This window comes from Novosphingobium sp. PY1, assembly GCF_017312445.1.
Classification (GTDB): Bacteria; Pseudomonadota; Alphaproteobacteria; order Sphingomonadales; family Sphingomonadaceae; genus Novosphingobium.
The window spans coordinates 630,914-649,952 of the sequence record NZ_BLTI01000008.1 but is presented as its reverse complement, the minus strand read 5'-3'; the positions used below and the strand labels follow the sequence as shown (position 1 = coordinate 649,952).

The 19,039-nt window shown below is 63.6% G+C and carries 21 protein-coding genes; 9 read left to right on the top strand and 12 right to left on the bottom strand.

Annotated elements, in window-relative coordinates:
• Positions 1-94: 94 nt before the first annotated feature.
• The 3 genes from J3474_RS14445 to nusG all read left to right on the top strand — a co-directional run bounded on the left by J3474_RS14445 (position 95) and on the right by nusG (position 2,498).
• Positions 95-1,606, top strand: a complete 1,512-nt coding sequence (locus J3474_RS14445; RefSeq protein ID WP_207094629.1) for a hypothetical protein — start codon at positions 95-97, stop codon at positions 1,604-1,606.
• Between the two features lie 131 nt (positions 1,607-1,737).
• A complete protein-coding gene (secE, locus tag J3474_RS14440; protein WP_007011721.1) occupies positions 1,738-1,932 on the top strand; it encodes a preprotein translocase subunit SecE in 195 nt (64 codons plus the stop codon).
• 29 nt (positions 1,933-1,961) lie between these two features.
• Positions 1,962-2,498, top strand: a complete 537-nt coding sequence (gene nusG, locus J3474_RS14435; RefSeq protein ID WP_013833038.1) for a transcription termination/antitermination protein NusG — start codon at positions 1,962-1,964, stop codon at positions 2,496-2,498.
• A gap of 21 nt (positions 2,499-2,519) precedes the next feature.
• Here nusG and J3474_RS14430 read toward each other — a convergent pair whose 3' ends face one another.
• A complete protein-coding gene (locus tag J3474_RS14430) occupies positions 2,520-3,215 on the bottom strand; it encodes a GNAT family N-acetyltransferase (protein ID WP_207094628.1) in 696 nt (231 codons plus the stop codon).
• The gene (locus J3474_RS14425; RefSeq protein WP_207094627.1) at positions 3,212-3,727 is read right to left on the bottom strand and encodes a MarR family winged helix-turn-helix transcriptional regulator; all 516 of its coding nucleotides are present in this window, start codon (positions 3,725-3,727) and stop codon (positions 3,212-3,214) included. Before J3474_RS14425 ends, J3474_RS14430 begins: the two co-directional genes overlap by 4 nt.
• Before the next feature lie 167 nt (positions 3,728-3,894).
• Between J3474_RS14425 and J3474_RS14420 the strand changes: the two genes are divergently transcribed.
• The 4 genes from J3474_RS14420 (at position 3,895) to rplA (ending at position 7,436) form a co-directional block, all read left to right on the top strand.
• Positions 3,895-4,971, top strand: a complete 1,077-nt coding sequence (locus tag J3474_RS14420; protein WP_207094626.1) for an acyltransferase — start codon at positions 3,895-3,897, stop codon at positions 4,969-4,971.
• A 26-nt stretch (positions 4,972-4,997) separates the two neighbouring features.
• A complete protein-coding gene (locus J3474_RS14415; protein ID WP_207094625.1) occupies positions 4,998-6,089 on the top strand; it encodes an acyltransferase in 1,092 nt (363 codons plus the stop codon).
• Positions 6,090-6,298: 209 nt separating this feature from the next.
• Positions 6,299-6,730, top strand: a complete 432-nt coding sequence (gene rplK, locus J3474_RS14410) for a 50S ribosomal protein L11 (RefSeq protein ID WP_013833043.1) — start codon at positions 6,299-6,301, stop codon at positions 6,728-6,730.
• A gap of 4 nt (positions 6,731-6,734) precedes the next feature.
• Positions 6,735-7,436: a 50S ribosomal protein L1 gene (gene rplA / locus J3474_RS14405; RefSeq protein ID WP_007011714.1), complete on the top strand. Its 702-nt coding sequence runs from the start codon at positions 6,735-6,737 to the stop codon at positions 7,434-7,436.
• A gap of 85 nt (positions 7,437-7,521) precedes the next feature.
• On the opposite strand, the gene J3474_RS14400 is transcribed toward rplA, so the two are convergent.
• A complete protein-coding gene (locus J3474_RS14400; RefSeq protein ID WP_242528415.1) occupies positions 7,522-8,280 on the bottom strand; it encodes a class I SAM-dependent methyltransferase in 759 nt (252 codons plus the stop codon).
• A gap of 81 nt (positions 8,281-8,361) precedes the next feature.
• On the opposite strand from J3474_RS14400, the gene J3474_RS14395 reads away from it, so the two are divergent.
• Positions 8,362-9,165: a helix-turn-helix domain-containing protein gene (locus tag J3474_RS14395; RefSeq protein ID WP_207094624.1), complete on the top strand. Its 804-nt coding sequence runs from the start codon at positions 8,362-8,364 to the stop codon at positions 9,163-9,165.
• On the opposite strand, the gene J3474_RS14390 is transcribed toward J3474_RS14395, so the two are convergent.
• The 4 genes from J3474_RS14390 to rimO all read right to left on the bottom strand — a co-directional run bounded on the left by J3474_RS14390 (position 9,120) and on the right by rimO (position 13,749).
• Positions 9,120-9,692 (bottom strand): hypothetical protein, encoded by a 573-nt coding sequence (locus J3474_RS14390; protein ID WP_207094623.1) that lies wholly within the window; start codon positions 9,690-9,692, stop codon positions 9,120-9,122. The two genes, J3474_RS14395 and J3474_RS14390, sit on opposite strands and share 46 nt — an antisense overlap.
• On the bottom strand, positions 9,682-10,443 hold the full coding sequence (locus J3474_RS14385; protein ID WP_207094622.1) for a molybdopterin-binding protein: 762 nt from the start codon (positions 10,441-10,443) through the stop codon (positions 9,682-9,684). Before J3474_RS14385 ends, J3474_RS14390 begins: the two co-directional genes overlap by 11 nt.
• A gap of 47 nt (positions 10,444-10,490) precedes the next feature.
• Complete coding sequence (locus J3474_RS14380) at positions 10,491-11,963, bottom strand: NAD(P)/FAD-dependent oxidoreductase (protein ID WP_207094621.1); 1,473 nt, start codon at positions 11,961-11,963, stop codon at positions 10,491-10,493.
• A gap of 403 nt (positions 11,964-12,366) precedes the next feature.
• The gene (gene rimO / locus J3474_RS14375; protein ID WP_007011709.1) at positions 12,367-13,749 is read right to left on the bottom strand and encodes a 30S ribosomal protein S12 methylthiotransferase RimO; all 1,383 of its coding nucleotides are present in this window, start codon (positions 13,747-13,749) and stop codon (positions 12,367-12,369) included.
• Between the two features lie 171 nt (positions 13,750-13,920).
• Between rimO and J3474_RS14370 the strand changes: the two genes are divergently transcribed.
• Positions 13,921-14,313: a DUF1761 domain-containing protein gene (locus J3474_RS14370; protein WP_013833048.1), complete on the top strand. Its 393-nt coding sequence runs from the start codon at positions 13,921-13,923 to the stop codon at positions 14,311-14,313.
• Between the two features lie 10 nt (positions 14,314-14,323).
• Here J3474_RS14370 and J3474_RS14365 read toward each other — a convergent pair whose 3' ends face one another.
• The 5 genes from J3474_RS14365 to J3474_RS14345 all read right to left on the bottom strand — a co-directional run bounded on the left by J3474_RS14365 (position 14,324) and on the right by J3474_RS14345 (position 18,992).
• Positions 14,324-15,361, bottom strand: a complete 1,038-nt coding sequence (locus J3474_RS14365; protein WP_007011707.1) for a TrkA family potassium uptake protein — start codon at positions 15,359-15,361, stop codon at positions 14,324-14,326.
• 9 nt (positions 15,362-15,370) lie between these two features.
• Entirely contained in the window at positions 15,371-16,621 is a 1,251-nt protein-coding gene (locus tag J3474_RS14360; protein WP_207094620.1) for a LysM peptidoglycan-binding domain-containing protein, read from the bottom strand.
• The gene (surE, locus tag J3474_RS14355) at positions 16,618-17,382 is read right to left on the bottom strand and encodes a 5'/3'-nucleotidase SurE (RefSeq protein WP_207094619.1); all 765 of its coding nucleotides are present in this window, start codon (positions 17,380-17,382) and stop codon (positions 16,618-16,620) included. Before surE ends, J3474_RS14360 begins: the two co-directional genes overlap by 4 nt.
• Positions 17,383-17,465: 83 nt before the next feature.
• Positions 17,466-18,746 (bottom strand): serine--tRNA ligase, encoded by a 1,281-nt coding sequence (serS, locus tag J3474_RS14350; RefSeq protein ID WP_207094618.1) that lies wholly within the window; start codon positions 18,744-18,746, stop codon positions 17,466-17,468.
• Between the two features lie 54 nt (positions 18,747-18,800).
• Positions 18,801-18,992, bottom strand: a complete 192-nt coding sequence (locus tag J3474_RS14345) for a DUF2892 domain-containing protein (RefSeq protein ID WP_038576314.1) — start codon at positions 18,990-18,992, stop codon at positions 18,801-18,803.
• Positions 18,993-19,039 lie beyond the last annotated feature (47 nt).

Below are 19,039 nucleotides of genomic sequence, written 5' to 3'. Positions count from 1 at the left end.
TGACGATTAGGAGGGCCGCGTCCTGCGACTCGGACCGTATGGTCCATCCGGGGCTCACGTTCTTGGTGGCGTATCGGGGAAGATTCAGTCGCAGATGCACGGAACCGCGCGGCACAATACGGTCGAGACAAGCGCGTCAGGTGGACTGAAACGCGACGAAGCGCTCTGGCTTGGCATTTTCCTGTCATTCCTTGCAGCCCTGCCGGCCCTGCTGGCGTGGACGCCGCAGATGACCGACTATCCTTCGCATCTCGCCGGCTACCAGATCATGGTCGATCACGGGCGCGACCCGTTCCTGACCAAGTATTTCCAGTTCAAGTGGGAATGGACCGGCAACCTCGGTGTGGAACTGCTGATGGTGCCGATGGCGCCGCTGTTCGGGATCGAACTGGCGGGTCGCATCATCGTCGCGCTGATCCCGATTCTCACCGGGCTTTCGATCATTTCGGTCAGTTGGACGCTTCGCCGCCGCGTCGGCGTAGGCGCCATCCTGGCCTTCGCGACGATCTGGTCGCCCTCGCTCTTGATGGGGTTCCTCAACTACTCGCTCTCGGTCGCGCTTGCGCTGTTCGCGTTTGCGGTCTGGGCGCAGCTTGACGAGCGTCCCTGGACGCGGCGCCTGCTGTTCATCCCGGTGGGCTTCGTCGTGTGGCTCTGCCATGTTTCGGGTTGGGGCGTGCTGGGCGTCATGGTCTTCGGCTATGAATGGACCAAGCGGCGCGGTTGGCTGGACTGGCGCCCGTTCCTGAAGCCCTGGCCGCTGATCTTCCCGCTTGTCCCGATGCTCCTTGGCATGGGCGCCAATTCCAAGGTGTCCTACGGCGGCGGTGTGCTCGATTACAAATGGGGCATCCTCTACAAGGCGATGCGCAGCTACGACTACCTGCTGGACGTGACCAGCGTGGCCGTGCTGGCGCTGGTCCTGTTCGTGGCCTTCGTTACCCGCCGGATCGACGGGCGCATGGGTTGGGCGGCGCTTATCCTCTTCGGCCTGACGCTGGTGGTGCCGCGGCAGATCTTCGGCGGCGACTATGCCGACTATCGCCTTAGCACGACGGCGCTGCTCGTCGCGTGCCTTGCCATCAACTGGCCTGCGCCGCGCTGGGGACTGGCGCTTTCAGGCCTCCTGTTCACGAGCCGCCTCGCGATCACGTCGGTGGTCTGGTACCAGGACGCGCAGACGGCGCGCCAGATGATCGCCGCGCTCGACTACATGCCCGAGGGCGCGAAAGTGGCGACGGCCGTGGCGATCCCGCGCAGCCAGTGGCTGTTCGGTCCCTTCGAGCATTTCGGCAGCTATGCCGTCGTCCGGCGCAGCGCGATGGAAAATTCCAACTTCGCCTTGCCCGACGTGCACATGCTGACAATGCGCGAGACCGCTTTCCGCTTTGCCGATCCGACGCAGCGCATCCTCTACTCCTCGAACCAGCGGATAGACCTGCGCAAGTTCCGTCCCGCGCTCCATGCCGAGTACCTGTGGTACATCGGCAGGGCTAAGCCGGTGGCGCTGCCGGACGGGGCCCGGATCCTCTACAGCACGTCCAACTCGTTCCTTGCACGACTTGCCATACCGGCAGACCTTGCAAATCCGGTGGACGGAAGCTAAGTCGCATCTTCCTTCCGACAAGCGGATAACATTTGCCCCTCCCGGCCCCGGCCGGGGCGGCGATGTCCCCTAGCCGGAAGAGATGAGAGTTTTTTCTCAGGCATCAGGCAAGAGACACGAGAGCAACTGACATGGCCAAGACCACTCCCGGCGAATTCATCCGGCAGGTGCGCGCAGAAGCCTCCAAGATTCACTGGCCCTCGCGCCAGGAAACTGTGACGACGGCGATCTTCGTCGGCATCATGACGGTGCTGCTCGCCACGTTCTTTCTTGGAATCGACGCGCTGTTCGGCTGGGTCGTCAGCTCGCTTCTGTCGCTGCTGTGATCGCCTGAAAACCGGAAGAAGAGAGAACCATGGCCCGTTGGTATATCATCCACGCCTACTCCGGCTTCGAGAACAAGGTTAAGGAAGCGATCCTGGCCGAGGCGGAGCGGATGGGGCTGTCGCAGCTCGTCGAGGAAGTGCAGGTCCCGCACGAGAACGTCACCGAAGTGAAGCGTGGCAAGAAGGTGCAGGTCGAGCGCAAGACCATGCCCGGCTACGTCCTCGCCAAGCTGACGCTCAACGATGACGTCTATCACCTCGTGAAGAACACCCCGAAGGTCACCGGCTTCCTGGGATCCAGCGGCAAGCCGCAGGCAATCAGCGAGAGCGAGGCCGCGCGCTACTTCGGTGCCGCCGAGGCCGCTGCTGCAGAGCCGCGCAAGCAGATCAACATCGATTACGAGATCGGCGATTCGGTGAAGGTCCTCGACGGTCCGTTTGCCAGCTTCAACGGTATCGTCGAAGAACTCGATTTCGACAAGAACCGCGTCAAGGTTTCGGTGTCGATCTTCGGCCGCGCCACGCCGGTCGAGCTCGACTTCGAGCACGTCGAACTCAGCAAGTAATCTGTTCCGGCGCCGCGCCTGTCAGGGTGCGGCGTCATACAGCGTCATCCAGACGCGGGCGCGTTCGGCAAAGCCGAGGTGCCCATAAAGCGCCAGCGCGCTTTCATTGTCCGCATAGCTGTGCAGGAACGGCACGCGGTCTTCTTCCAGGATATCGGCGATAACCTTGCGCATCAGCCGCGAGGCAATGCCGCGGCCGCGCACTTGAGGCAGGGCGCAGACGCCGCTGACTTCGACGAAGCCGGGAACCCGCATGCGTTGCCCGGCCATGGCGACGAGCCTGCCGTCTTCGAATATTCCCCAGAACTGTCCGAGGTCTGCGGTACTGTCTGCAAACGGGCCGGGTTCGGTCAGCCGTGCCAATGCCAGCATCTGCGGGTAGTGGCTGCGGGTCAGCTTTACCATGGCGGTATCGTCGAGGGCAGGGCGGTTCCCCGTTAAGACGAGCTGGATTCCCTGGCGGCGCTTGGTCACGCGCGTTCCTTCGGGCTCCATCGCTTGCCCGGCCTCTTGTTCCATTTCGACGATGAATAGGGCGCCGTGCTTCCGGATGAGAGCGGAAAGATCCGCCTGGCTTTCTGGCGAACGGTCCTGCGTTGCCGCGAGCGGACCGATGTCCGGACGGTAGCGCCGGGCCTTGCCCGATCCGATGGCATATCCTGCCTGCTCGCCGGTCAGGGCATTCCAGATGAGACGGTCGAGGACATGCTCGCTCATGCTCCGATCCCTTGATTGCGCATGGCGCGCAGGCGCTGTTCGAACGGGCTCCTTTCCAGGGCTTGGTCGAGGCGAGCGAGGTGGCCCAGCAGGTCGTCCGGAGGGCCTTCGCACAAGTCGGCCACGGCGCGCTGCACAAGCGGGAATACATGGAGCTGAACGCGGGAGAGAAGTGTGCGCCCGGCTTCGCTCAGGGCAAAGGCACGCAGGCGCTGGTCGCCATCGTTCAATACCGGCTCGATCAGCCCCTCGGCCAGCAGCTTGCCGATGCCGCGGGTGATGCCGGGCTGGCTCAGGTCAAGGCGCCGGGCCAGCGCGCCGACAGTCATCGGTCCGTGTTCCAGGGCGACAATGATGGGAAACTGGGCGGGTTGCAGGGTGATGCCTTCCAGCCCTGCCAGTTCGGACACGCCTGTCTGCAAACGTTCGCCAAGTCGGCGAAATCGGCTTCCCAGACACAGGAACCCAAGCTCGGCAATCAAGTCTTCAGCCTTGGCATCATCACTTTTCATACCATGCTATATATCTCGGTATGCAATGATCCGCAATTGCCCTCTTTGCATTGAATAACGCAGGCAATGACAGAAAAATTCTACATTTATCATAGATTTATATATCGCTTAGCGCGATATTAACTAATCGATCGCTACCCTGTTCGGAACATTCGGGGGAATCGAAGATGCGACAAACGCACGACGCGTTTGGAGGGGGCGTGGTCCGATTGGGGCAACTCGACGGCCTTCGCGGCATTGCCGTTCTGGTCATTGTCCTTGGCTACCAGGCGCAGGCTCTCTTCGCGGCAGGCTCGTTCGACCATGCGGGACCGGTGATCGGCTGGCTTCATGCCTGGGGCTGGAGCATCGTCGACCTGTTCTTCGTCATCTCCGGCTTCATCTTCGCGCACATCTACGTCGGGGGGCGAGGGCTCGGCAGTCGCGATGAACTGGTGTCGTTCACCTTCGGCCGCGTGGCGCGGCTCTATCCCCTGCATCTCTTACTGCTGATATTGTGCGCCGCGCTCTATTGGGGCGCTCCGCAGAATGGCGAGGCCGCGCTGTTGACCCACCTGCTTATGTTGCAGGGACTGGTGCAGCCGGCAGTGCAGTCCTTCAACCCTGCCGCGTGGCTCCTATCGGTCGAGGCGATCTGCTGCGGCTTCTTCGGGCTGGCGCTTCATGCCGGACGACCGACGCTGCTCAAGTTTTCGGTCGCTGCCATTTTCGTAGGTACGGTCTTCGTCCTCGCTTTCGGTCTGCCGGGAGGGCCGTGGAACCAGGACCTGCTGATGCGCGGCATTCTTGGCTTCTTCATCGGCCAGATCCTGTGGCGGCGACGGGTTGAGCTTCGCAAGTCCTCCCCGCTCGTGCTTTCGGTCATCTTCGTGCTCGCGATTGCGCTGGATATGGGCAACGTCAGCCCGCTCCTGCCGCTCAGTCTCCTTGCCTGGCCGTCCCTGCTGCTGCTGGCCCTGCGCATTCCGCTGCTGGAAAGCCGCGTCCTGCTCTGGCTGGGCGATCGCAGCTACGCGATTTTTCTGGTCCATGTGCCCCTGCTCGATTTGATCGTGCGGATCATCGGCAGGCAGGAAGGCAGCGGCTGGTTCATGCTCGGCGCGACCCTGCTTTACGGGCTGGCCGTCCTGATCGCGTCCGAACTTCTCTATCTGCTTGCCGAGGTGCCGACCCGGCGACTTGTGCGCGGCCGCATCGATATGCGCGATGTCGGCTTAACCCGGGCGTTACCGAGCAGGGGCTAAGAGCCGCCAGTCAATGAGGAGTTGAAATGGATCGGGCGGCAGATGGGCCAGGGCGCGATGTCGGGAGGCTGATACGTCTCGACGGATTGCGCGGGCTGGCCGCCTGCGGTGTCGCATTTCTCTACCACGCGCAGCAGCTGTTCCTCCCGGGGATGCATGGAAACGAGCCGCGTCTCTATGACTGGTTTCACGACTGGGGCTGGACTCTCGTCGATCTGTTCTTCCTCATTTCCGGCTATATCTTCGCGCATGTCTATCTGGGAGAGAACGCGGAAGAGGGCGGTCAACCCCTGACCCGCGGCGGGTTGCTGGATTTCGCCGTCGCACGCTTTGCCCGGCTCTATCCCCTGCATCTGCTGACGCTGCTGGTCTGCGCTGCCCTGTTCTTCACGGCGCCGGGCAATACCGCAATCGCCTTCGGGGCGCATCTGATGATGCTGCAGGCTTTCGTTCAGCCCGTTGCCCATACTTTCAACGGGCCGAGTTGGTCGATTTCGGTTGAGGTGATTTGCTACGTGCTCTTCGCCCTGGGCGCGGCGGGTGGCCGCAGGACATTACGACTGGTGACGGCGTTTGCTATCGTAGGAGCCCTCGCGCATTTCGTGCTGCAGGGGCGGGCTGGCGGTCCGTGGGTCGGTGACGGTCTGCCGCGCGGGCTCCTCGGCTTCTTTCTTGGGCAAGTCATGTGGCATTGCCGCGCGCGACTGTCGCAGACTTCCGGCGCATTGCTGGTCTGCATGCTGGCCTTCGGGCTTGCTCTCGACATGGGTGCGCGCAGTTCGCTGCTGCCGCTTACGCTTTATGCCTGGCCCGCCGTCCTGCTGCTGAGCTTGCGCGCGCCTTTCATGGGCAGTGCACCCATGCAGTGGTTGGGAGACCGCAGCTACGGGATCTATCTGATCCACATGCCGGTCCTGCAACTGTTCCAGTCACGGCTCGGTGAATTGCCTGGAAAAGGAACGACGCAACTCGTCGTGATCGCCGCATTTGCAGGCACGGTCCTCATCCTCGCGGACCTGTGCTATCGCATGGTCGAGCAGCCGAGCCGCCGCGCGATCCGGCTCGCTTGGCTGCGCCGCAGGCGGAACATCGGCGCAGGTATGGCCAGTCCTGTCTGATCGGGCGGTCCGGCGAGCGCCGTCGGACCATGCAACTGATGCTTTCCTTTTCTCCCGATATCGTTTAGGGGCGCGCCCTTCGGATCGGCCTTGCCGGTGCGATTCCCGGCGGGAGGATGCTTGGCGCATCCGTCATACCGCTAAACATGAGTGCCCGATCTCGCGGATTTGCGCGGGGTCTGGCGCGAAAGTGTGAAAGGAGCGGCCTCATGGCCAAGAAGATCGAAGGTTACATCAAGCTGCAGGTGCCTGCCGGCGCCGCAAATCCCTCTCCGCCGATCGGCCCTGCCCTGGGTCAGCGCGGCGTGAACATCATGGAATTCTGCAAGGCGTTCAATGCCGCCACGCAGGAGATGGAAAAGGGCATGCCGATCCCGACCATCATCACGGTCTATGCGGATCGCAGCTTCACGTTCGTCACGAAGACCCCGCCTGCCACCTTCCTCATCAAGAAGGCCGCCAACCTCAAGTCCGGCTCGAAGGAGCCCGGCAAGGTTTCGGCCGGAAAGATCGCGCGCTCGAAGCTGTCCGAGATCGCCGAGATCAAGATGAAGGACCTCAACGCCAACGATATCGAAGCGGCTACCCGCATCATCGAAGGCTCGGCCCGCGCGATGGGCCTCGAAGTGGTGGAGGGCTGATTCCATGGCAAAGCTGAACAAGAAGCAGAAGACGCTCACCGAAAAGCTGGGCGACAACCAGAAGCACTACCCCGTCGGTGAGGCTCTGACGCTGCTGCGCGAACTCAAGACCACCAAGTTCGACGAGACCGTCGAAGTCGCGATGAACCTGGGCGTCGACCCGCGCCACGCCGACCAGATGGTCCGTGGCATGGTTTCGCTCCCGGCCGGTACCGGCAAGACCGTCAAGGTCGCCGTGTTCGCCAAGGGCGACAAGGCCGAGGCCGCTCTGGCTGCCGGCGCCGACAAGGTGGGTGCCGAGGACCTCATGGAAGACATGCAGGCCGGCAACCTCGACTACGACCGCGTCATTGCCACCCCGGACATGATGGGCGTCGTCGGTCGTCTGGGTAAGCTGCTGGGCCCCAAGGGCCTGATGCCGAACCCGAAGCTGGGCACCGTCACCCCGAACGTGGAGCAGGCCGTGAAGGACGCCAAGGGCGGCCAGATCGAGTTCCGCGTCGAGAAGCAGGGCATCATCCACGCCGGCATCGGCAAGATGTCGTTCTCGGACGCCGACCTGCAGAAGAACTTCGACGCGTTCGTCGACGCGATCGTCAAGGCCAAGCCCTCGGGCGCCAAGGGCAAGTACGTTCGCAAGATCTCGCTGTCCTCGTCGATGGGCCCCGGCCTCAAGATCGACACGACCGAGGTTGCCGGCGCCTGATTCCTTCAGGACCGGACAAACGGTTAGGAACGGGCCGGCGAGGGAAACCTTGCCGGCCCTTTTCTTTGCCTGAAGCCTTCCGGCCTCAGTCCGCTTCGATCAGCAAGGTGTCGATGGTGAACGAGCCGTCCGCCTCGATCTTGAAGTGCTGCGCAACTTCGCGGCAGGCAGCGGCCTGCAGGGTGCGGATCGCGGCGCATCGCTGCGGGGGCGTGCGCATGCGGCCCGTCCAGTCGGCAAAGTCCATCCGCAAGCGCCCCGTCGTCACGGTGCGGACCCGAAATCCGGCGCCTTCCAGCATCGCAGTCCACTGCAGGGCCGTGTAGTCGCGCACGTGCGACAGGTCGCGAAGCAGTTCCACGGCTTGCAGGAAGGTGTCGGCGAGGGGCAGGGCAGGGGCGACGACATCACTGAAAACCGCTGCCGCGCCCGGGGAAAGGACGCGCCGGGCTTCGCGAATGCCCTGCACGGCGTCGTGCCAATGATGGGTTGAAAAGCGGCAGGCCAGAAAATCGAATGAGTCATCGGCGAAGGGCAGGTCTTCGGCCGCTGCCACTTGCGTACGGATCGTTGGCAGGTTCCGTTGCTCCGCCTCGCGGGTGATCTGCTCGATCATTTGCGCGGACAGGTCGCAGGCGACGACTTCCCGCGCGTGGGGTGCAACGGCGTAACTCACATGGCCGCCTCCCGCCCCCAGGTCCAGCGCGCGAGTGGGCCTGTAAGTCTGGGCGATTGCGGCAATTCGAGCGAGGTCCTTGCCCTGAGCGTGAACCATACTGGTGACGTATGATTGCGCATTTAAGCCAAATTGGCGGTCGATCAGGTCGAAATGGTCGGTTGGCATGGAAAGTCTCCTTGTCAGACCGCCTTCATCGCTTCATTAGCCTGTTACAATGGACATCATTATCCTGTTATAAATAGCATCATGCCATCCTCTGACCAACGCGCGCTGCTCGGAGCCTTCGTCCGTGCCAGAAGGCAAAGCCTTGCTCCTGAAGGTCATGGTCGCCGCCGCCGTACCCCGGGTTTGAGGCGCGAGGAACTTGCAGCGCGCGCTGCCATCGGTACGACCTGGATCGCGTGGATCGAGCAGGGCCGGGACGTCAGGCCTTCGGCAGAGACACTGTCGCGCCTCGCCGGTGGGCTGAATCTGTCGGCGGCCGAGCGCAGCTATCTGTTCGAACTGGCCCAGCGCCACGATCCGTCGCGGCCACCGTCGGCGCAGGCGATGTCCTCCGCCCCCGATGCACTGGCTCATCTCGTGGATGCCCTGCCTTGGCCTGCCTATGCGTTAGACCCTGCCTGGACCGTCTGCGCGGCCAATGGCGCAGCGCGGCGCCTCTTTACCGGGCTTTTCGACGAAGGTGACGTGGCCCCAAACCTCCTCGTCTATGTCTTCACCCACCCGGCGGCGCGCGATCTCCTGCCCGATCATGACATGCGCGCGCGGCGCATTCTTGCGGAGTTTCGCCGGGATTTTGCGAAGTCGGTCGGCGACCCACGCGTGCAGCAACTGGTCGATTGGCTGAAGGCGAACAGTCAGTTGTTCCTTGACGGATGGGAAGACCAGAGCGTGCTGGCGCGCGAAGGTGGAACGCGCGTCTTTCAGCATGGCCTGGACGGGCTCTTGCATTTTTCTCAGCACACCCTCGCAGACGTTGAGCGAGGGGACTTCCGCTTCGTTTACCTGCGACCTGCGTCGGTCGGAATGTCCAGCGCAGCGGCCTGATAACATTCGACGACGAGACTGATGGGGCTGCCGTCAGGCAGGTAAAGGATGGCGCGGTGGGACAGGATCGTCCCTTGCGGGCAACCTTCCGCCCGGCCGCGCAATGCGGCGAGACGCTGGCGGGTGAAGCGAAGCGGGGCGACAACCTTGCCGAAGGGCGTGTCGGTCTGGTGCAGGGCCGTATTCATTTGCGGCGTCAGTCTCGCCGGCACGAACCAGTTGTGTGCCTGCGAAAGCGTTACCCCGCCGCAGTCGAGCCGGACATGGCGGTAATTCAGATTCGCCGCGTCATCCACGCGCAGCAGATCGAGTGCGTCCGAAGGCAGGGGCGCATCATCATTGCGGACCGGGTTTGCACTGATGTGCGCAGGATCGCCGATTCCCTTTGCCGTGCACCAGTCCTTCAGTGCCAGGGTTGCGCTGTCCCGCGCAGCCAGCGTCCGCTCGAATCGATCAAGTGAGGTGTCGGCGCAGCCGTCGAGGAGAAGCGAGACCAGCAGGGCCGCTATGGCGGCCCTAGATTCCACCGGCAACGGCGGGGCGGTCCATGGCTTCCAGGCCCCGGATGAGTGCGCGGGTACAGGCCGCCAGGTCATCGGCGCTGATCGACCGGATAACGAAATTGGCGCCGGTGCGGCCTTCGCGCCAGAACGGGTAGGAGCCGATCTGGCAGGTCTCGAACGTCTTCTCCGTTTCGCGCAGCAGGTCCGCGACGTCGCTTTCGCCGACCCAGCAGCCGATCGTTTCCGATAGCAGTGGCGCGCCGCCTTCGAGCTGGCCGGAAAGGGCATCGAGCATGCCGGCTGTGATGCTGGGCACGCCGGCCATGATGAAGATGTTGCCGTGCCGAATGCCGGGGGCGCCGGTGTAGCGATTGGGGATCAGGTCGGCCCCGTCGGGCGTGCGGGCCATGCGCAGGCGCGCATCGGTCAGGCCGCCGCGCGTCTCGTAGTATTTCTCGAGGATCGCGCGGGCCTCCGGGTGGACGATCACGTCAACGCCGAGAGCCTCGGAGATCGCATCGACAGTGATGTCGTCATGCGTCGGGCCGATGCCACCGGTGGTGAAGAGATAGTCGTTGCGGGCCCGCAGGGTGTTGACCGCCTCGACGATGGCCGGCGTGTCATCCGCCACCACGCGCACTTCGGCGAGGCGGATCCCCTGGATCTGCAGCCAGCTCGCCACCTGGGCGATGTTCTTGTCGTGGGTGCGTCCGGAGAGAATCTCGTCGCCGATGACGACGAGGGCGGCGGTGTAGATTCGCGAGGATTCGGCCATGGCCGCATGGCTAGGACAAATGCGCGCGCACCGCTAGCCGGGGTGAGCTATAAATGCCGACCTGCGCGACTGAACTGCAAGTGCCCGTCATCGATCGGCAATTCCCGCAATTCGCGGCGGTCGCGCATGAGGTCGTGGCTGAGCCGCCACGGGCCGGACTTTGCGCTCTTGGGAACAAGGTGGCGGCCTCGCTGGAGATAGCCGGAGGAATAGCCGGCCAACGGATCGTCCGCTTCGAGGTCATGGTTTGCAGGCAGGAACGGCACGGCCGTGTCGGCTCTCCAGGCATCCATCTGGCCAAGGAGCCGGCAGAGCCATTCGCCCACCATGTCGACCCTGTTCGTCCATGACGCATTTAGATAACCGAAAACGGCGGCGAGATTGGGCACGTTCGAAAACATGCAATTGCGATAGTACCAATGCTCTCCGAAGTTCACGGGTTTGCCGTCGAGGGTAACCGCGATCTTGCCCAGGGTAGCCAGTCGCAGGCCGGTTGCCGTGACAATGGCATCGGCTTCGACCCGTTCCCCGCCTTCCAGCTCTATGGCATCGCCCGCGACGCGCCGGATAGCGCCAGTGGCGAGAGCGGCGTGGCCTTCGCGGATCGCCTTGAAGAAATCCCCGTCAGGCACGAAGCACATGCGCTGCATCCAGGGGCCATAGGGCGGGGAAAAGGCCCTTTCATCATAGTGCTCGGCCAGCTGATCGCGGATGCGTTGCTTGAGCCAGGCGCCCACCTGCTCGGGTTCGCGGCGCGACTTGTTGAAGAACCAGTATTGCAGGGCATTGTTGCGCAGCCGGGTAAGGCCGTAAGCCCAGCGGCGCGGCAGGACTTTTTCGGCGGCGTTCGCAAACAGGTCGCGGGCAGGCTGGGCGAGGAACCAGCTTGGCGTGCGCTGGACCATCGTCACGCGGGCGCCGGCATCGGCAAGGGCGGGAACCAGCGTTACCGCAGTCGCGCCCGAACCGATCACGGCAATGCGCTTTCCTGCAGGATCGAAGCCTTGCGGCCAGAATTGCGGATGCAGGACCGGTCCTGCAAAGTCCTTCAGGCCATCGATCTGCGGATCGTGGGGCATGTCGTAGTCGTAGTACCCTGAGCCGAGGATCAGGAACCGCGTCATGAAATCGGCGGAGCCCTGGCCCGTCTTAGCGTGCACGCGCCAGAGCGCGTGGTCGCTGTCCCAGTCGGCGTGGGTGACTTGGTGCGAGAAATGCATGTGGCGGTTGAGGTCGTGCTGGGCTGCCACTTTGCCCAGATAGGACAGGATTTCCTCCCCGCGCGCCACCGACCTATCTCCCGACCAGGGCGCGAAAGCGAAACCCAACGTGTACATGTCGCTGTCCGAGCGTATGCCGGGATAGCGGAACAGGTCCCAGGTTCCGCCGAAATCCTTGCGCCTGTCGAGGATGGCCATGCGCTTGCCAGGCAGGTTGCGCCGCAGGTGTGCAGCCATGCCGATCCCGGAAATGCCGGCACCGACGATGAGGATGTCGAGGGGGTCGCTTTCGGTGCTCACCACATCCTCATACCGCCGTGATGCCTCGAATCACGGGAAAAGCCCGAATCGGACAAAAAAAGGGCCGATCCGAAGACCGGCCCATGAAAGTTTTTTGGGAGAGGATGCCTGAAAGGCCTGTTCCATATGCCGTCGGAGCCGATTCGCCGCAAATGCGAAAAGATTTTCCGGTGCTGCACATTTTGCAACCATGACTCTCGGCGCATGATCTCGCTGAGGCGCAAGCGCATGGAAAGCGGCCAAAAAAAATGGGCCGGTCCGAAGACCAGCCCTTGGAAGTTTTTTGGGAGAGGATGCCTGAAAGGCCCTCCCTATATGCTCGTGATCGGGCCATGCCGCAAATGCGAAAACCTTCCTTAGTATTGCGTATTTTGCAACACAGGTATCGTGCTGACGATAGGCCTCAGCTGTCGCTGCGTGCTCCGAACAAGTCGTGCTCATCTGCGTCTTCGACGAGAACGTCAACGATATCACCGACTTGCAGGTCATTCCCTACATTGCGAAGGAAGACATTGCCGTCGATTTCCGGGGCATCGGCCTGCGAGCGTCCGGTTGCGCCAATGTCGCCATCTTCATCCGGTTCACCGATTTCGTCGATGATGACGGGCAGGATTCGACCGATTTTGGACTGAAGCTTGGCCGCGCTGATCGCCGCGGTCTTTTCCATGATTCGGGCGTAGCGCTCTTCCTTGACCTCTTCGGGCACGGCGCCGGGCAAGTCGTTGGCTGCAGCGCCTGCAACCGGTTCGAAACGGAAGGCGCCGACGCGGTCGAGCTGCGCTTCCTCGAGCCAGTCGAGCAGATACTCGAAATCGGCTTCCGTCTCGCCGGGGAAGCCGACGACGAAGCTGGAACGGATCGCGATGTCCGGGCAGATTTCACGCCAGGAGCGCAGGCGTTCGAGCACCTTGGCTTCATTGGCCGGACGCTTCATCGCCTTGAGCACCGAAGGCGCTGCGTGCTGGAAGGGAATGTCGAGGTAGGGCGTCAGCAACCCTTCCGCCATCAGCGGGATCACCGCGTCGACATGCGGATAGGGATAGACGTAGTGCAGGCGCACCCACGGCGCGCGGCCCTGTGCGTCCTTGAGCTGGCCCAGTTCGCGGGCGAGGTCGGTCATGTGGGTCCGGACTGCATGGTCCTTCCACGAACGCTCCTCGTGGCGCACATCGACGCCATAGGCCGACGTATCCTGGCTGATCACCAGCAGTTCGCGGGTGCCGGCCTGAACCAGCTTTTCCGCTTCGCGCAGCACTGCGTCGATGCGGCGACTGGCGAGCTTTCCGCGCAGCTGCGGGATGATGCAGAACGCGCAAGCGTGGTTGCAGCCTTCCGAAATCTTCAGATAGCTGTAGTGGCGCGGCGTCAGCTTGACCCCGGCCTCGTCGTAAGCCTGCGGGATCAGGTCGAGGTAGGGGCTGAGATCCGGCGGCGCGGCTTCGTGAACGGCTTCGACGACGGCTTCGTACTGGTGCGCACCGGTCACGGCGAGCACGTCCGGGAAGCGGGCGCGGATCGTCTCGGCTTCATTGCCCATGCAGCCTGTCACGATGACACGGCCGTTCTCGGCAATGGCTTCACCGATCGCTGCCAGGCTCTCTTCCTTAGCGGAATCGAGGAAGCCGCAGGTGTTGACCAGCACGACGTCGGCGCCGGCGTAGTCCGGGCTCATCGTGTAGCCGTCTGCACGCAGGCGGGTGAGGATACGTTCGGAGTCGACAAGCGCCTTGGGGCAGCCAAGGCTGACCATGCCGACCTTCGGCGGGGAGGGGAGTTCTATGGCCATGGGATGGCGCGCCCGATACGCCGATTGAGCCGATGAGTCACGAATTGAATGACGTGCGGCTTTTGACATGCTGCGCAATCGCGCCCTTGCACCCGTTACCGAAGGCTGCGAGACTGGCGCTAACACGGCTTTTTCAATGGGATATGGCCGTAAACGGGAAGGAGTTACGTCATGGGTCCGGTAAACTGGGTGGCGGTGGTGATCGCCGCGGCACTGGCCCTTGGCATCAGCATTGCGTGGTTCGGTACCTTTACCCGCAAAAGCGGCCAACTGATTCCCGCCAAGACGGAAACGCGCAGCAACTACATCCTCGTCGGCGTGCTGATGCTGGTGAGCGCGGCGATGTTCGGGCACAACTTTGCCCGCATCGGCGCTGAAACGCTGCAGGCGAAACCCTGGCTATACTTCATGCAGACCGGCGGGATCGCCATTGCCTTCGTCATTCCCGCAGTATGGCTGGTCGAATTGCGCAATCGCACCGAGCCGATGCGCCGGGTGATCGATTGCGCGTTCTGGCTCGTGGCCTACCTTGCCATGGGCCTGGTGTTCTGGGTGCTGGGTTGATCCGGCGCCTTCAGGCCGGGTCGCAACTGGCGTAGGAAATCTCGACGATCAGGTCGTCCGCTTCCAGCACGTGGGCGTCCGGTTCCCAGAAACCGATCACGCGCGATCCGCGGTAGATCCGCAGTCCCTTGCCGGTCGCGATCTTTTCCAGCGGCTTGCCGATCTCGTCAGGCTTGACCTTGCGTTCGACAAGCTGGACGCGGCCCGTGACCGAGGCAAGGTCCGACAGGTATTCCGAGATATGCTGGCCTTCCGCCGAGCCGGCAAGCAGCAGGCCGGTGAAGCGCACCGGGTTGATCACGTTGTCGGCACCAGCCTGGCGGGCAAGCAGCTCGTTGTCATCGGCGCGAACCACCGCCGTGATCGGCACCTTGGGGGCGACGTGGCGGGCGGTCAGGATGATCAGGATCGTGGTATCGTCGCGGCCTGCCGACACGAGGATCGAGCGGGCCTTGCCGATGCGCACGGCCTCCAGCGTCTCGTCGCGGGTGGCGTCGCCCTCCATGACGTTGCAGCCCGCGCTTTCCGCCAGCGCCAGCCTTGCCGAACTGGGGTCGATCACGACGATGCACGAGGGATCGGTGCCGCGCGCGATCAGCTCCTGCACTGCTTCGGACCCGCTGACGCCGTAGCCGAGTACGACGATGTGGTCTTCGAGCCGTTCCTGGATGCGCTTCATGCGCCAAGTCTCCCAGCTGCGCTTGATGATGAAATTATAGGCCGTGCCGACGAAGATGTAGATCACTGCCAGGCGGATCGGCGTGACGATGACCGCTTCGATCAGGCGCGACTTGTCGCTGACCGGGGCAATGTCGCCAAAGCCGGTCGTGGTGATCGAGATCATCGTGAAATAGACGACGTCGAGGAAGCTGACCGTGCCGTCGTGCGTATCCTTCAGGCCATCGCGGTCCAGCCAGTGGACCATGACGACAAGGAAGATCAGCCCGAGTGCAAGGCCGAGGCGAATGGCGACATCGGCCCAGACCGGGACGCCGATAGCGCGACGCAGCGGCTTGAACAGTGCCGGGTTGGGCCGCTTCTTCGACATAACCGAGGCTTAGGGTGACTTGGGCAGTTCGTCCAGCGGGTCTACCGGCTTGCCGTCGCGGCGTACTTCGAAGTGCAGCTCGTCGCCCTTGGCTAAACCGGTGTCCCCCACGAGGCCGATTCGCTCGCCCGCGGCGACCCTGGCGCCGTCCTTCACCGTGATGCGGCTGAGGAAGCCGTAGGCGGTGAACCAGCCATCGCCGTGGTCGATCACGACGAGATTGCCGAACTGCTCTTTCTCCTTGCCCGCGAACTTCACCGTGCCCGCTGCCGCTGCCCGCACCATGGTGCCCTTGGCCGCCGTAATGTCGAGGCCGTCGTGGTAGTTCGCGCCGCTGCTGAAATCGCGCCGGATCGGTCCGGAGACCGGCCAGAGGAAGCGCGACTTGCTCGCTGCAGGCGTGGCGGGGGTCGCGGCCGCCGGTGTGGCTGGTTGCGGGACCGCGCCTTTCTGCGGATTGAGCAGGGTCGGGATCAGCAGGTTCTGCCCCGGTTTGACCGGTGCGTCCGGATCGAGGCCGTTGGCGGTGGCGATCTGGTCCCAGGGAACCGCGTACTTGTAGGAAATCGCAAAGCCGGTATCGCCAGTCTGCACGGTGTGGCGCCGGGTTCGCGGGATCTGCAGCTTCTGGCCGACCTTGACCACGTAGGGCGGCTCCAGCCCATTGGCTTCGGCGATCAGGATACGGGCGACCTTGGCGCGCTGGGCTATCCCGCCGAGCGTCTCCCCGGGAGTGACGAGATGGACTGTCTCTTCCTCGGGAGCGGTTGCTGAGGCCGTATCGCCGCGCGCGGGGATCACCCGCGATGCGGTCCTGACGGCAGCGGCGTCCTGCGACTTGCCGGGAATGGTCAGCTTCTGGCCGATACGCAGCACATAAGGCGGCTCGAGACCGTTGGCGCTGGCTATCGCGCTGGCAGATGTGCCGGTGCGATAGGCAACGCCGAACAGGGTTTCGCCGAAGGTGACCTCGTAGGTGCCGCTGCGTGTGCTGACGCCTGTGCCTGCACTGACGCCTGCGCCGCCGCGCGGGATCTCCAGTTCCTGACCGGCGCGAACGATGAACGGCGCTTCCAGGTTATTCGCCCGGACAATGGCGGCTGCATCCACGCCGGCCCGGTTGGCGATCCCGTTCAGGGTTTCGCCCGGCTCCACCACATGGACGGTTTCCTGAGCGGCATTGGCGGCGCTAGCGTGGGAGGGCGTTGGCACCAGTCCCGGCAGCACGGCTGCGGCGGCAAGCAGGAGAGGCGGCTTCATGCCTTGTAGCGATCCATCAGGTTGGACATTGACGCATCGTGCGTCAGGTCGAGCTGCAATGGCGTCACCGAGACAAATCCTTCCGCGATGGCTTCCAGGTCGGTGTTGTGACCGGGGGTATGCTCAATACCGTGTAAACCAAACCAGAAATAAGGAAAACCTCTAGGATCAATGCCTTCTACAACCGATCCGCGGGCGTAGTCATGGAATCCCTGCCTCACGACGCGGATGCCGTTAACCTTGTCTGCAGGTAGCGCCGGAAAGTTGACGTTGATCAGCGTGCGCGGTGCGAAGGGGGCGTCGATCAGCGGCCGCAGCGCCTTGGCGCCCCATGCCTCGGCAGCGGAGAAGTCGACGTTGTTGCCCACGCCTTCCTTGGAATAGACCTGGCTCAGCGCGATCGAGGGTATGCCGGCCAGCGCGCCCTCCATGGCGGCCGAGACCGTACCCGAATAGGTGATGTCATCGCCCAGGTTCGCGCCGCGGTTCACGCCCGACAGGATCAGGTCGGGCGCGCCGGGCAGCACCTTGCGCAGCGCCATCGTCACTGAATCGGTCGGCGTTCCCGAGACCGAGAAGCGCCGCGGCGCGTGTTCGCGCAGGCGCACCGGGCGCGTCAGCGTCAACGAGTGACCGGCGCCCGATTGCTCCTCGCTCGGCGCACAGATCCAGATGTCGTCCGAGAGCTGCGCCGCGATCTTCTCGAGAACGTAGAGGCCCGGCGCGTTGATGCCGTCGTCGTTGGTGAGAAGAATGCGCATCGATCAAATTCCTTCGTGGCCCCGAATTGCCTGCGGAGCCGATTGTCGGGCTGTTTGCCGGCGATTGCCCGCCGGCGCGTCGTTCAGGCGAGCGGTTCCAGCTTCTCGATCCCGCCCATCCAGGGCTTGAGCCTTTCGGGCACCACGACCGAACCGTCTTCCTGCTGGTAGTTCTCCAGTACGGCCACGAGAGTGCGGCCGACCGCAAGGCCCGAGCCGTTCAGCGTGTGCAGGAACTCGGTCTTCTTGGAGCCTTCGGGCTTGTAGCGTGCGTTCATGCGCCGCGCCTGGAAGTCGCCACAGTTGGAGATCGAGCTGATCTCGCGGTAGGCGCTCTGCCCGGGTAGCCAGACTTCGAGGTCGAAGGCCTTGCGCGCGGTGGCGCCCATGTCGCCGGCGCAGAGCAGGACCTTGCGATAGGGAAGCTCCAGCGCCTGCAGGATGCCTTCGGCCGCCGCGACCATGCGCTCGTGCTCTGCCTCGCTCTCTTCCGGCTTGCAGACGGTGACGAGTTCGACCTTCTCGAACTGGTGCTGGCGGATGAAGCCGCGCGTGTCGCGGCCCGCCGCCCCCGCTTCGGAACGGAAGCAGGGGGTCAGCGCGGTCATGCGCAGGGGCAGGGCCTCGGCATCGACGATCTGTTCGCGCACCGCGTTGGTCAGGCTGACTTCGGCGGTAGGGATCAGCCAGCGCCCATCGGTTGTCTGGAACAGATCCTCGGAGAACTTGGGAAGCTGACCGGTGCCGAAGGCTGCATCGTCCTTGACCAGCAGCGGGACATTGCATTCCATGTAGCCGTTGTCGGCGGTCTGCGTGTCGAGCATGAACTGGGCAAGGGCACGGTGCAGACGCGCCATCTGGCCCTTCAGGAACGTGAAGCGCGCGCCCGATAGCAGGGCGCCGGTCTCGAAGTCGAGGCCGAGGGCCGGGCCGAGATCCGCGTGTTCCTTGGGCGTGAAGGCGAATTCGCGCGGGGTGCCCCACTTCGCGACTTCGACGTTCTGCGTCTCGTCCTCGCCATCGGGAACCTCGTCGACCGGGATGTTGGGCAGGCGCGCCAGTTCGTCCTGCAGCCTGGCGCTCAGTTCCTTCTCCTGCGCCTCGAGCGCGGGGAGGGATTCCTTGAGCTGCGCGACTTCGGCCTTCAGCGCCTCGGCGGTTTCCTTGTCGCCCTGGCCCATCGCCTTGCCGATCGCCTTGGACGCCTCGTTGCGGCGGTTCTGGCCTTCCTGCATGCGCGTCGCGACCGCGCGGCGCTGCTCGTCGAGCGCGAGGATCTGGGCGGAAGCGGGTTCGACCCCGCGGCGGGCGAGACCGGCGTCGAAAGCGGCCGGGTTGTCACGGATCAGGCGGATATCATGCATGGCGCCGGGCTATGCCGTCTCGGCGAGTCCGGCGCAAGCGCGAGATGGCCTGCGTCACTCAGCCTTGCAGGTGCGAATTCCCAGCAGTGAATAAAGCGGGCAGGTGCGCAGCAGCCCCGTCATCAACGGGACGAGGCCGATCCAGCCCCACGGCGTCTTCGGTCCGACGAAGACGAGGGCAATGAGGACGATTCCCAGAACGATACGTCCCAATCGGTCCAGCGTACCGACGTTTGTCTTGAACATGGCAATTCCCTCCTTCGATGAAGGAGCCATGCGCCGGTTCGTGCATG

What these genes read in the sequence shown, in the direction of transcription:
- J3474_RS14345 (WP_038576314.1), bottom strand. Translation starts at nt 18,992, where the DNA reads ATGTTCAAGACAAACGTCGGTACGCTGGACCGATTGGGACGTATCGTT.
- J3474_RS14370 (WP_013833048.1), top strand. Translation starts at nt 13,921, where the DNA reads ATGGGTCCGGTAAACTGGGTGGCGGTGGTGATCGCCGCGGCACTGGCC.
- J3474_RS14365 (WP_007011707.1), bottom strand. Translation starts at nt 15,361, where the DNA reads ATGTCGAAGAAGCGGCCCAACCCGGCACTGTTCAAGCCGCTGCGTCGC.
- J3474_RS14395 (WP_207094624.1), top strand. Translation starts at nt 8,362, where the DNA reads ATGCCATCCTCTGACCAACGCGCGCTGCTCGGAGCCTTCGTCCGTGCC.
- J3474_RS14430 (WP_207094628.1), bottom strand. Translation starts at nt 3,215, where the DNA reads ATGAGCGAGCATGTCCTCGACCGTCTCATCTGGAATGCCCTGACCGGC.
- J3474_RS14400 (WP_242528415.1), bottom strand. Translation starts at nt 8,280, where the DNA reads ATGCCAACCGACCATTTCGACCTGATCGACCGCCAATTTGGCTTAAAT.
- J3474_RS14385 (WP_207094622.1), bottom strand. Translation starts at nt 10,443, where the DNA reads ATGGCCGAATCCTCGCGAATCTACACCGCCGCCCTCGTCGTCATCGGC.
- serS (WP_207094618.1), bottom strand. Translation starts at nt 18,746, where the DNA reads ATGCATGATATCCGCCTGATCCGTGACAACCCGGCCGCTTTCGACGCC.
- secE (WP_007011721.1), top strand. Translation starts at nt 1,738, where the DNA reads ATGGCCAAGACCACTCCCGGCGAATTCATCCGGCAGGTGCGCGCAGAA.
- rimO (WP_007011709.1), bottom strand. Translation starts at nt 13,749, where the DNA reads ATGGCCATAGAACTCCCCTCCCCGCCGAAGGTCGGCATGGTCAGCCTT.
- J3474_RS14420 (WP_207094626.1), top strand. Translation starts at nt 3,895, where the DNA reads ATGCGACAAACGCACGACGCGTTTGGAGGGGGCGTGGTCCGATTGGGG.
- rplA (WP_007011714.1), top strand. Translation starts at nt 6,735, where the DNA reads ATGGCAAAGCTGAACAAGAAGCAGAAGACGCTCACCGAAAAGCTGGGC.
- rplK (WP_013833043.1), top strand. Translation starts at nt 6,299, where the DNA reads ATGGCCAAGAAGATCGAAGGTTACATCAAGCTGCAGGTGCCTGCCGGC.
- surE (WP_207094619.1), bottom strand. Translation starts at nt 17,382, where the DNA reads ATGCGCATTCTTCTCACCAACGACGACGGCATCAACGCGCCGGGCCTC.
- J3474_RS14415 (WP_207094625.1), top strand. Translation starts at nt 4,998, where the DNA reads ATGGATCGGGCGGCAGATGGGCCAGGGCGCGATGTCGGGAGGCTGATA.
- J3474_RS14445 (WP_207094629.1), top strand. Translation starts at nt 95, where the DNA reads ATGCACGGAACCGCGCGGCACAATACGGTCGAGACAAGCGCGTCAGGT.
- J3474_RS14425 (WP_207094627.1), bottom strand. Translation starts at nt 3,727, where the DNA reads ATGAAAAGTGATGATGCCAAGGCTGAAGACTTGATTGCCGAGCTTGGG.
- nusG (WP_013833038.1), top strand. Translation starts at nt 1,962, where the DNA reads ATGGCCCGTTGGTATATCATCCACGCCTACTCCGGCTTCGAGAACAAG.
- J3474_RS14360 (WP_207094620.1), bottom strand. Translation starts at nt 16,621, where the DNA reads ATGAAGCCGCCTCTCCTGCTTGCCGCCGCAGCCGTGCTGCCGGGACTG.